Origin of the sequence: Salegentibacter tibetensis, assembly GCF_020164485.1 — a bacterium.
Lineage (GTDB): Bacteria > Bacteroidota > Bacteroidia > Flavobacteriales > Flavobacteriaceae > Salegentibacter > Salegentibacter tibetensis.
The window spans coordinates 1-12083 of the sequence record NZ_JAIQZA010000044.1 but is presented as its reverse complement, the minus strand read 5'-3'; the positions used below and the strand labels follow the sequence as shown (position 1 = coordinate 12083).

12 protein-coding genes are annotated in these 12083 nt (G+C 39.8%); 7 read left to right on the top strand and 5 right to left on the bottom strand.

The features are described 5' to 3' along the window. The first annotated feature begins 2 nt into the window (after nt 1-2). Nucleotides 3-929, top strand: coding sequence for a DUF5777 family beta-barrel protein (locus LB467_RS16860; protein ID WP_224475222.1), 927 nt, complete (start codon nt 3-5; stop codon nt 927-929). Nucleotides 930-975: 46 nt separating this feature from the next. Continuing rightward, a complete protein-coding gene (locus LB467_RS16855; RefSeq protein WP_224475221.1) occupies nt 976-1368 on the top strand; it encodes a hypothetical protein in 393 nt (130 codons plus the stop codon). 1068 nt (nt 1369-2436) lie between these two features. On the opposite strand, the gene LB467_RS16850 is transcribed toward LB467_RS16855, so the two are convergent. From LB467_RS16850 to LB467_RS16830, 5 genes are all read right to left on the bottom strand, one after another. Then, on the bottom strand, nt 2437-5535 hold the full coding sequence (locus tag LB467_RS16850; protein WP_224475220.1) for an efflux RND transporter permease subunit: 3099 nt from the start codon (nt 5533-5535) through the stop codon (nt 2437-2439). A gap of 18 nt (nt 5536-5553) precedes the next feature. Further along, complete coding sequence (locus tag LB467_RS16845) at nt 5554-7056, bottom strand: efflux RND transporter periplasmic adaptor subunit (RefSeq protein WP_224475219.1); 1503 nt, start codon at nt 7054-7056, stop codon at nt 5554-5556. A gap of 19 nt (nt 7057-7075) precedes the next feature. Further along, nucleotides 7076-7303: a hypothetical protein gene (locus tag LB467_RS16840; protein ID WP_224475218.1), complete on the bottom strand. Its 228-nt coding sequence runs from the start codon at nt 7301-7303 to the stop codon at nt 7076-7078. A gap of 16 nt (nt 7304-7319) precedes the next feature. Continuing rightward, nucleotides 7320-8504, bottom strand: a complete 1185-nt coding sequence (locus LB467_RS16835; RefSeq protein ID WP_224475217.1) for a TolC family protein — start codon at nt 8502-8504, stop codon at nt 7320-7322. Between the two features lie 72 nt (nt 8505-8576). Then, nucleotides 8577-9005: a hypothetical protein gene (locus LB467_RS16830; protein WP_224475216.1), complete on the bottom strand. Its 429-nt coding sequence runs from the start codon at nt 9003-9005 to the stop codon at nt 8577-8579. A 159-nt stretch (nt 9006-9164) separates the two neighbouring features. On the opposite strand from LB467_RS16830, the gene LB467_RS19225 reads away from it, so the two are divergent. From LB467_RS19225 to LB467_RS16810, 5 genes are all read left to right on the top strand, one after another. Beyond that, nucleotides 9165-9296: a YceI family protein gene (locus LB467_RS19225; RefSeq protein ID WP_262901643.1), complete on the top strand. Its 132-nt coding sequence runs from the start codon at nt 9165-9167 to the stop codon at nt 9294-9296. 143 nt (nt 9297-9439) lie between these two features. After that, on the top strand, nt 9440-10036 hold the full coding sequence (locus tag LB467_RS16825; RefSeq protein ID WP_224475215.1) for a TetR/AcrR family transcriptional regulator: 597 nt from the start codon (nt 9440-9442) through the stop codon (nt 10034-10036). Between the two features lie 96 nt (nt 10037-10132). Then, nucleotides 10133-10690 carry a peroxiredoxin family protein gene (locus LB467_RS16820; protein WP_224475214.1) on the top strand — a complete coding sequence of 186 codons (558 nt, stop codon included), beginning with the start codon at nt 10133-10135 and terminating at the stop codon, nt 10688-10690. Beyond that, nucleotides 10691-11365: a cytochrome c biogenesis CcdA family protein gene (locus LB467_RS16815; protein WP_224475213.1), complete on the top strand. Its 675-nt coding sequence runs from the start codon at nt 10691-10693 to the stop codon at nt 11363-11365. It abuts the gene before it with no gap. 60 nt (nt 11366-11425) lie between these two features. Further along, nucleotides 11426-11992 (top strand): carboxymuconolactone decarboxylase family protein, encoded by a 567-nt coding sequence (locus LB467_RS16810; RefSeq protein ID WP_224475212.1) that lies wholly within the window; start codon nt 11426-11428, stop codon nt 11990-11992. Nucleotides 11993-12083: the final 91 nt, after the last annotated feature.

The window sequence follows — 12083 nt, the reverse complement described above, 5'->3', positions numbered from 1 at the left end:
AAATGAAGAGATTACTAACTTTCTGTTTGATTTTATCTTTTTGCGGTTTATCTGGACAGGACTTGGATTCTATAATGCAAAATATAGAATCGGGTACAGGTAATGAGCCGGTACTTGCTACTTTTAAGAGTCCGAAATTGGTTTTATTGCAAACCAACGAAACACAAAAGAAACAGGAATTAGTTTTTTGGGTGGGCCATAGATTTGGGGATATTGCTGGGGAATTTGGTGGTTCTCATAATTTATTTGGCCTAGATTTCGCCACAGACATTCATTTAGGCTTCGATTATGGAATTAATAATGATCTTACAGTAGGAATCGGGAGGAGTAGATTTAATGAAACCTATAACTTTCAGGGTAAATACCGCCTCCTTCATCAGCTGGAGGAAGAAATGCCTGTTTCCGTCACTCTTTTTGGCCAAAGCAGTTGGATTACCAGGCAAGAATCTTTTAATAATGAGTTTCCGACAGATGGTGATAGGATTTCACATTTTTTTCAGGTGATCCTTGCCAGAAAATTTTCATCCTCAATATCCTTAATGCTTAATCCGGGATATTTAATCAGGCCTGAGGCACAGCTTGAAGATTCCAGTGATAAAGCCAGTTTTTTTGTTCTGGGAATGGGCGGACGTTTTAAATTCACCAAACGCCTATCCCTTATTATCGATTACACCTTGGTAAATGGCCTCGACCGCCCCGACGATCTTAGTACCAAGTACTTTAATCCTTTGGGCATTGGTCTGGAAATCGAAACAGGAGGACATGTCTTCAGCCTTAATTTCCAGAATTCGCGCTATATAACTGAAAACAATTTTATCCCCCATACGCAGCGATCGTGGGAAGACGGGGGATTACGATTCGGGTTTACTATTTCGAGAAATTTCTACCTGGGGCCTAAAGAAGAAAGGTTCTTTAAAAACGAAAACTAATAGTTAGTTCTTATAGAGTGTATTATTAATCTTAAATATTTTAGTCATGGACAGAAAAACTTTTATCAGGAAAACATCGGTAGGGATTTTAATAGGGATACCCACGATGACATTATTAAGTTGCTCAAGCTCAGATAATGACTCAAGCCCAAGTCCGGGAACGGATGATGATCAGGGGTCTTCAGATCCTAACTGTCTGGAAAACGGTACAGATACCTCTATTAGTGCCAATCATGGCCATAGCCTTTCTGTTTCTAAAGATGATGTTGCTGCAGCAACTGAAAAATCCTATACTTTAAGTGAGGGTAATGGACATACTCATGAGGTAACAATATCAAAAAGTCAATTTGAAACTCTGCAAGGTAATACCCAGATAACAGCTACTTCAACATCCGATTCAGGTCATACCCATAATGTTACAGTATCCTGTCTGGCATAGAAAATAGGCGTGTTACCCAAGAGAAGAGAATATTTTCCCGCTAGTAAAAATTTCATTTTGCAAGTGCAGTAATTCCCCGTCTTAAAATTTTTCCAACCTGGCCTCAACAAGGTTGAAGGGCAGTGGAGAAAATATGGCCCGGCTTACGGTTTCGAGGGTGGCCGGGCATTAAAGTTCTGGATGCAGCTGTATCTAGTTGGTCTAGTTGAAAATAATACAATGAATTCCAATACATTCGCTGTTTAACTTGTTGTGCTTTCATACTTCATCTATTAACATAAAGTGAATATCATTATTAAAAACCCTATATTCCATTATCTAAAATAAATCTGATGGCTCGATTTTATGTCAACCGGTCAATACGCTCACTAATTCGAAATTTTAAAAATGTAACAGCATCAAAAAGAGGTGACAGTAAAGGAGCCATTGGAAGTAAATCTAATGACTGAAGAATGAAATCATACATGATCCAAAAAGGAAAACGCTCAAGATACCAAATCTGAAATTTCAAATCTTAAAGTTTTCGCTCATTATTTGAATTTTCTTTGTAATTTTATAACATCAAAGACGATTAAATTTAATTAGTTTAATTGTTTTAATAGGTTTAGTGAACGATTCGGTGAATGTATTTTGAACGTTCGGTGTAAAGTAGGAGTATCAGTGAGTTCTTAGAGCCGCAAAATTTCCTGTCATCCCGACTTTTGTTGTATCAAACAACATAAAATAACACCTAAATAAATGATTTTCAGTATTTTAATAAAATAGTGGGTCATTTATTGCTATTAAAATCAAATAAAAAGTGACCTAATCGGTTACCTTTTTTTCTTACCTTTTCCTTAGCCTTGGGGCTTTAGCCTGATTTGACTTTCAATAATTATGTTAAATCGGTTACCTAAATTATATTGGGCCCTTTGCTGTTTTTACTTTACGCTTAACTTCCCGTACACTATAAAAACAGCATAGGATCCGGCGCAGGTAAGTTATAGTAGATTTGAGGCAAAGTTTTCTTATTCTACAATTCATCTAAATAAAAATCCCGAAAGCTAACTTTCGAGATTTTCTTACTAATTAAAAAACTGAAGAATTATTCTTTTCCTTAGTAACCAAATCATAGACACAAGGGATTACAACCAGATTTAAAATCGTTGCCGAAAGTAAGCCACCCAGGATTACCACAGCCATAGGGCTCTGGATTTCACTTCCGGGTTCTCCTCCTTTTAATGCTAAAGGAATCAAAGCAAGTCCTGTTGTGAAAGCAGTCATCAATATAGGGTTCAATCTGTCGAGTGCCCCGGTTTTGATGAGATCATAACCTTTCAGACCTTCTTTTCGTAAATCTTCATATCTGGAAACCAGTAATATTCCGTTTCTTGTAGCGATTCCGAACAGACTGATGAAACCAATGATTGATGCAATACTTACAATTCCGGAGGTAAAGTGAACTATCAGTATCCCACCAATCAGTGCTAGTGGCAAGTTGATCAAAACTACAAATGCAAGTTTCACGTTTTTGAATTCAAAATAAAGCAACAGAAAAATAACGAAAACGGCGATTACGGCAGTGATCAAAAGCATTTGAGATGCTCTGGATTCACTTTCAAACTGTCCGCCATATTGAACCCTGTAACCTTCAGGAATATTCACCGAAGAGTTTAGGGTTTCCCGGATCTCTTCCACCGCACTCCTTAGGTCTCGTCCCTGAACATTGGCTGCTACCACGATTTTACGCTGCACATCCTCCCTGCTAATGGTACTTGGGCTGCTTACCGAGGAAACAACTGCAACTTGTTCGAGTGGCACCTGTGATCCATTTGGAAGACCTATCAAAGCATTTTTAATATTCCCGATGCTGTTTCTAAAATCTTCTCCATATCGAACTACGAGATCAAAATACTTCTGACCTTCATAAACCTCGCCCACCACGTGACCGGAAAAGGCTATATCCACCTGCTCCATAAGTTGCCCTACGCTCATTCCGTAAGCCGACAATATCTGGCGTTTTGGCGAGATCTTAATTTGCGGCACTTCGATCTGCTGATCTACCGCGACATCGGCAAGCCCATCGATAGGCGTGATGTTTACCTCAACACTTTTACCTATTTCGTAAAGCTGTTGTAGATCTGGTCCTAAAATTTTGATCGCAATATTGGCTCTCGTACCAGATAACATATGGTCGATCCGATGAGCTATAGGCTGTCCCAAAGTGATATTCACCCCGGGAACTATGCTCAGTTTTTCCCTGACTTCTTCAAAGAATTCTTCCTTTGACTTGTCATCCAAAGTAAATGGCACGTCAATCTCGGCTGCATTTACGCCCTGGGCGTGCTCGTCCAGTTCTGCTCTCCCGGTCCTTCGGGTAACCACATCCACTTCAGACATTTCAAGTAACAATTGCTCCACCTGTTTCCCGGTCTTGTTACTTTCCTCAAGTGATATTCCCGGAGGTCCAACCACGCTAATAACCATAGAACCTTCGTTAAATTCAGGAAGAAAACTTCTCCCTAATTGTGTGAAAATTGCAATACTCAGCAGAAAAGCAACTACGGTTACCGCAATTATGGTTTTAGGAATTTTTAATGCCCGATTAAGAACATCTGCGTAGCTTTTCTGCAACCATTTTTCAACTTTAGTGCCTTCAGCCTGCTTCTTTAACATTTTTTCATCCTTAAGAAGGTAAGAACATAATACCGGAGTAACTGTTATTGCGACCACCAATGATGTTAATACAGAAGTAATAAAAGCAATACCGAGAGGTTCCAGCAATCGACCTTCCATTCCTCCAAGGAAAAACAGCGGCACAAAAGAGACGATAATTATAAGGGTTGCTATGATGATGGAACTTCGGATTTCAACCGATGCATCTCTTACTACCGTGATCACCGATTGTCTTTCGGCCTTTGGTTTTTTAATATTCTCCCGCAAGCGTTTATAAACGTTCTCCACGTCAATAATAGCGTCATCTACGAGCGCTCCAATTGCGATCGCCATACCTCCTAAACTCATCGTATTAATGGTATAGCCCAACCATTTCAAAACAATAATGGAAACCAGTAATGATATTGGAATGGCTAGTAAGGAAATAAAGGTGGTACGCCAGTTCATCAGGAAAATGAACAGCACAATGACTACAAAAAAGGCACCTTCGAGCAAGGTCATATTCAGGTTGCTGATGGAGGCCTCAATAAAATCTGCCTGGCGGAAGATCTGACTCCTGATCTCCACGCTTTCCGGTAGACTCATCTGCAATTCAGCGATCGCTTCATCAAGTCTTTCAGTAAGCTCCAGGGTGTTTACATCTGGTTGCTTGGAAATTGTCAAAATAACAGCGGGACTGGCATTCAAAGATCCATCACCTATCTTATCGGCAGCGCCGATCTTCACTTCAGCCACATCCTTGACCTTGATGCTTTGGCCGTTCACCTGTTTTACAAAAGCCTCCTCCAGGTCCTCTACTTCATAAGCCCTGCCACTACCTTTGATGATGTACTGACTTCCGTATTGGTTCAATAAACCGCCAGGGGCGTTTACATTTGCCTCCTTAATTTTTTCAGTAAGTTCAGCAAGGCTAACCTTGTAATATTTCATCTTTTCGGGATCGGCAAAAACCTGGTATTGTTTATAATCTCCACCGATGACCACCACATTTGCAATCCCTCCTATTGCTTTGATCCTGGGGCGGATTTGCCAGTCAGATAAGGTTCTTAGCTCCATTGGGTTCAGACTATCTGAAGTAACTCCCAGCAGCATTATTTCTCCCATAATAGAAGAGATCGGGGCCATTGTAGGAGCTCCTATCCCGCCGGGTAGGTTTTCACGAACCATTGGAATACGTTCACTTACGATCTGTCTTGCCTTATAAATATCAGTTCCCCAATCGAATTCTACCCAAACGATGGAGATCCCCGCGGCTGAGGAAGAACGTATTCTCCTCACATTCGGCGATCCGTTCATCGCAGTTTCGAGTTGATAGGTTACCAGTTTTTCTACCTCTTCAGACTCCATTCCGTGGGCTTCCGTAAGTATGGTCACAGTAGGCGCCGTAAGATCAGGGAATACATCCACGTTCATAGTACGTGCAAGGTAAACCCCTGTGACGCTCAGTACCACTGCTGCCAGAAGAACAAGTAGCCGGTTATGAAGCGAAATTGATAATATTTTATTTAACATCTAATTTCATTTTCAGCATTAATGTTCATGACCGTGTCCCGGAGTTTGTCCTGACATTGAAGCCATCTTCACCTGGTAGACACCTGTGGTGACCACAACTTCTCCGGCCTCAAGACCACTTAGCACCTGTACGCTCTTACCGTTTCGCTTCCCGATCTTTATAGATCTTCTTTCGAAACTCTCGCCTCCGGTTTGTACGATGACGGAATAATTGCCATAATCCTCCAGTAAGGCAGCTTCAGGAACTATGATTCCGGTTTCAGCATCGCCGAGGGCGATTTGAACTTCTACAAAGCTCCCTTCCGGCATTTCAATAGCTTCATTCACTTTTATGTATATCGGGATCATCGGCTTCTGGTTTTCAACTTCTCTGCCTACAGAAATTACCGAACCTCCTGCACTTTCAACTTCCTTCCATTCTCCATTCTCATTCTTATACCAAACATTAGCGATAGATTCTTTGCTGGGATTGTGAGACGCACTCAACTGTGTTTTTAATAACCGTGATTTATCTGTCCCGATCGTAACCAGATTCGCTCCTTGTTCAACATAATCCCCGTTGGAAGTATTGATCGATTTGATAAATCCGTCAAAAGGGGAGCGGATCTGCTTCCCGTCGGCTCCATAATTGGAGGCGAGCGCACGGTAATTCGCTTCGGCGACGCGAAAATCACTTTCCACCCTTTCAAACTCCGATTTGGGAACGATCCTATCTTCATAAAGTTCCTTTTTCCGCTCATATTCAGCTTTCGCCTGATCGTACCTGGCTTTTGCCTGGGCAATCTCAGCCTGAATATTATTGGATGAAAGGCCTTCACTACTCAAATTCATCAAAAGCTGACCTATTTTTACCTCAGTGCCTTCAGTAAGGTTTTCTAAAACGAAATTTACCATTCCGTTGGCTCCGGCTGCAAGGGTTTTGTAGGTGCCGGGAGCGGCTTGCCATACCCCTGAGGTATGAACAATGTCATAGACTTCACCCTTAGTGACTGGTTTTGTCTGAAAATCGATCCTCCAGGCCTGTTCCTTCAAAAAGCTGATACCTGCTTCTTCACCTGCAATTACATTTTTTGAAGCTTCTGCAGCCGAGGCATAAACCTGAACGTCATTCATGACGATTCTGTCTGAATATTCAGGAGTTTTTAGATCAAATACCAAGTCGTAAGTACCAGGTTCTTTCGGCTGTAAGGCTGGAGAAAAAATACCAGGAGAGGATGGCGCTTCTGCCGTGTGACGTATTCCGCTTTCTCCTTTAATTAGACTAACGGTTAGGGAGCCTTCCCGAACCGGCTGATGTTTGTCCAGAACAGTGAAATGGGTCGCAAATTTGCTGGTTTTCCCCTCCACCAGAGCTGGAAATTCCACGAATAGTTCCGTCTGGTCTGTCCAGACGGTTTTACTTATCGCAGGAACTCCCGTGCTCAGGTGATTCCCTTCTGGATCGTGAGCGTGATCTTCCTCCTCGTTATTCCCGCAGGAAAACAGCAAAAGGGAGATGCATACTATAATAATATATCTCATATCTTATTTAATATCAATTTTAGTGGTCGTGATGCTCAGTTCCATCCTCGTGGGTATGCTCGTCTGATTCCTGGTGATGGTCTAAAGAATCCTCACCAAGCTTAAACTCTTCCTGTTCGGAATGCTCCTCGTTTATATGACCGCCATCCTCATCATGCCGATGCCCGTGGTCATCATTAGCTGTTTCTCTACAAGCTGAAAAACTGAAAATTAATATTGCTGCAAAAAATAAATTCTTGAAATTCATAATGTTTGATTTTAAATTATAATTGATGTTTTAAAAGTTCTGCTTTTAGCTGAAAAAGCTCTTTTTGCATTTCCAGCATTTTATTATACCCCTGACGGTAGAATTCGACTTCCCTGTAATAATCAAGAAAAGACAATTCCTCCAGTTTATAGGCTTTAAATAAAAGTTCTTCGGAATTCAGGTTCTTAAAGGTTTCTTGATATTCCTCGTATTTACTCCTTAATAACTGGTATTGCCGATAATTTTCCTGAAACATTGTATAAAGTTCGGCAGTTTCTGCGGCTGTATTAGCTAGGGTATACTCCAGATTAAATTTGGCTGCTTTTACCTTATTATTGTTGTTCCAAAGGGGAATGGAAAGTCCGCCTAAAAAACCGGAATAATTACTGGAATTTACCCCCTGGTAATTATAGCCAATGGTAAGATCTGGAAGGATCTTATTCTTTTCCAGCTTCACTTGTTGTTCAGCAAGGGATTCCCGGGCATTTAGCATCTGAAGCTCGGTGCCTGCGGAAAGTTTTTCATCCCAAAGTGTCTGCATTTCGGCCACTGCTGAGTCTTCAAAAAACTGGAATTGATCTGTTTGAATCGGGTTTCCACCATTCAGTTTTTGAATGTCCATCAGCGTATTTTTGATACGTATCTCTATTTGATCCTCTTCAAACTGATCCTGCAACCAGGCAAGCTTTGCCTTGTTTAGTTCCAGAATGCCAATCTGTTCCGCATTAAATAATCGCTGAATCTGGTTGTATACCTCTTCTGCCTGTTGGACCCTTTTCTCCTCTAACTCTTTTCGCTTCTGAAGATTTTGTAGTTCTAAAAGCTGCTTTTTCGCCTTTAGAAGAACTTCCTGGCGCATCATTTTGTATTCCATTTCGAGTAACTCCTTCTGTTTATGGATGCGTTTGCTTCGGGAACTGTAAACTGTAGGAAATTCAAATCGCTGAGAGATCTGGTACTCATAATAATCATCGGTTTGGTGTTCTCCAAACGGAAGATAAAAGGCTGAGACCTGCGGATCCTGCAGGTTATTCTCTGTCTTGTTGCCAAGGTTTTTACCGGCAATAAAAGACTGATATGCTTTGAGCTGCCTGTTATTCTGGCTTATCTCCTTCAGAATGTCTTCCATTCCGATATTCTGAGCAAATGAACCAATAGAGATAAGGAATCCGCAGACAGCGGAAACTATATATCTGTACATAATATTTGATTTTAGTTTAATCTATATGATAAGGTCGGCCCTCTGTCCTCAAACAGTGGCCTGACTTGGCGATCAAACAAATTGGGGAGGTCCCCGGAGGGATAGATACGATAAGTAAGGATTAAAATATTTTGGTGGTGGCTGATAATTTCCAATAAGATCAGCAAGCGGGTCTTCTGATAATACAGGCTGTTGCAAGAAAACCTGAAGAATAGGCTTTTCGGCTTTTACCTTTTTAGGGGTAATAAGCTCAGTTGAAATTTTGACAACGAGAACTTCAGAACTACTCCCTCCATGTGAGTGCATAGCCAGCAGGATAGAAAAAAGATCTTTAGAGTTTTTAGATTTCTTTTCGTCCTGATGTTCCTGGGTATGGGTGTGTTCCGTTATGTCATGATCTTGTGTCTCTTGGTGTTCATGATGCAAATGGGGTATTATCTGATGTAAGAGCATCAGAGAAAATAATCCCAAAAGAACAAAAGCCTTTATTTGAAGTTTCACCTGCACCAGCTAAAGATATGAATAAATACCTGTTTTCTTAACTATTTTTAGGGTCAAAAAAGAATCATTTATTTGTGATGAAATAATGCAGTCTCTATTAGGAATCCATATAATTGTTTCTTGCTTCCTTAAAGCCATGTATCAATCCTTTTCTCTAGTGTGATAAAGCAGTCTGAAACTGAAATTGATCGCTCTAACTATAATGTAGGTGTAGGCAACTGGGCCTCTGATATGGTAGTAGGAGATACTGCTGAAGTCACCATTAACATGGAGCTAAACCGAAAAAATTAATCTACCCTAATTTTAATTAATCGAACTTCTGCTCGGTTAATTATTAATGTAAAATAAAGTGCCGCAGACAAGCTCACGCCACTTTATTGTTAAAGCCAACCTAAAAACATTCTATATAGAATGTTTTTAATTAGCTTTGCAGTATGGAACAAGAATTAAAAACAGAAGCCACACGGAAATTAATAACGGAAAAGGCCTTTCAGCATTTTTATAAGAATGGATTCAAGTCCACCAGCGTTAATGAAATTATGAAAGCTACCGGATTGTCTAAAGGTGCATTCTATCACAATTTTAAAAATAAGGATGAATTAGGTGTCTTGGTGGTGAAAGAAGAATTGAACACGAGAATCTACAATGCAATGATTTCTCCTTTATATGCTGAAGGTGAAGCTAAAACTATCTTAAGGACCACATTTCTTAATAAGTTCCAGGCCTTTACAAGTGATGAAAAACTAATGGGTTGCCCGGTCAATAATTTAATCAATGAAATAGGCGGATCACAGAATTTGCTAAATGAAGCTCTAAAAGATCTTATAGACACCTGGGTGCAAGCTGTGGTTAAAATTATTGAAAGAGGTCATAAAGACGGTTCAATTAAGCCGGAAACCAATGCACAGCAAGCAGCCATTTACCTGGTAAGTTCTTTTGAAGGGATGCGCGGTATTCGTAAACTATACAGTAATGATCTAAATTGGAATGCTTATAGGGCAGCACTGGAAGAATACATTAACCAACTATAAAACCAAAGCAGGTTAGTTATAGGTAATGATTTTTAGAAAAATTTATTGCAATAGAGAAATAGATTCTCGCAGACTATATACTTAAAATTAAATATTATGTTCAAAATCATCAAAATAAGCACTCTTTCATTAATGGCTTTATTCCTTTTTTCAGCCTGTAATTTCGGTAATTCCGAATCTTCAGAAAAACAGGAAGAAATTGTAAAACAAGTAAAAGAAGATGAAAGTAACAATTTAAGAAAAGCACCGCAATTTGAGGTCACTACTATAGATGATCAAGAAATAAGCCTGGAGCAATCCCTGGCTGATAATAAACCTATGATGATCTATTTCACGGCATCCTGGTGCCCCATGTGCGCTAAAAACTGGCCCGCTATTTCAGAGGTTTATCCGGAGTATAAGGATAGAATAAATTTTGTAACAATAAGCATAGACCCTACGGATGATAAGAAGGTAATGACAAAACTCGCGGAAGAAAAGAATCTTGATTTCCCTCTAGTAAAAGGTACCCCTCAGGTGATGATAGATTTTGGAGTAGATAGCCAGGCTACTACTGTTGGTATTAATGAAAAAGGTTATGTAGAATTCCAGAAAGATAAAACAGTACTTACAACTGAGGAGTACCGAGATCTATTTGAGCAATTGCTAAACTAAATGGATTTTATTGGATTTTCATTTTTACAGGGCGTATTGGCGTTTTTAGCTCCCTGTGCCGTGGCTTTGTTGCCCGGATATATTCTCGCCTTTATTTCAAGAAATCCAGATAGCGGTTCGAACATCTCTGCACGTTTAGGCAGGGGCTTTAAATTAGCATCGCTTAGCATACTGGGAATCCTGATAATCTATAGTCTTGCCGGGGCAATGATTGTACTGGCAGGCCAGGTTTTAAAAGATTACATGAAATGGATCACTATTGGAATGGGAGCCATTTTAATTATTCTTGGAATTCTAATGTTGATAGGTAAGAGCATTTCATTTTCTTTTAATATCCAGAATTCAAACCCCAGAACAGAAGCTATTGAGGCTTTTATATTTGGAATTGGTTATGCTATTGGTGCGCTGGGATGCCTGTTCCCCTTGTTTCTAATTGTAGCCACCCAGGCGATAGCCGCAGAAACAGTTTGGGAAGGTGGTTCGTATATCCTGGCCTATTTTTCCGGAATCAGCGGAATGATGATCCTAACTATTCTCCTGGCCATTTTTGCCAAGAATTTTCTCCTGAAAAACCTGAGAAAAATACTTCCATATATGGAAAAAGTTACCGCTGTACTGCTCATTATTGCAGGAGTATATGTAATCTATTATCAAATGGCGCTATTTGAATTTTAAGGCTTAAGGCCATATGTATAGCGCTTTTTTAATTAATGTTTAATCTTAAAAATTTAAATTATGTCAAACCAAACGTACAAAATCGGTTTAGAACCGGTAAAACTAGAAGATGCTAACGAGCAACAAAAGGAAATCCTTGAAAAGGCAAAAAAAGCAAACGGGATGATTCCTAACATGTACAATAATATGGTGAATTTACCGGCCTTGCAGAACACTTATGATACCGGATATCATCAGTTTAGACAAGACAGCGAATTTACACCTGCTGAACAGGAAGTGGTATTACTAACCATCAGTATTGCAAATTCCTGTGGATATTGCACCGCAGCCCATAGCTATTTAGCTGAAAATGTTTCAAAAACACCAAAAGATGTTATTGAAGCCATTAGACAGGGCAATAAAATTGAAGATGATAAATTACGAGCCCTGCACGAATTCACTAAAGTGATGAATGAAAGCAGAGGGAATCCAACTCCAGAAGAGGCTAAAAAGTTCCTGGATGCCGGATATTCAGAAAAACAGATCCTTGCTATTATTCTGGCACAGGCTGTAAAAACTATAAGTAATTATTCCAACCATATTTTCCATACCGAAGTTGACGAAGCTTTTGCCGGGAATAAGTTGTAGTAAGTTTTAAATTAATAGGAAAGTCAACAAATTGACTTTCCTATTTTAAACAATTTCAAAAAATATATTGCTAAAAAAATGTCTATGAAAT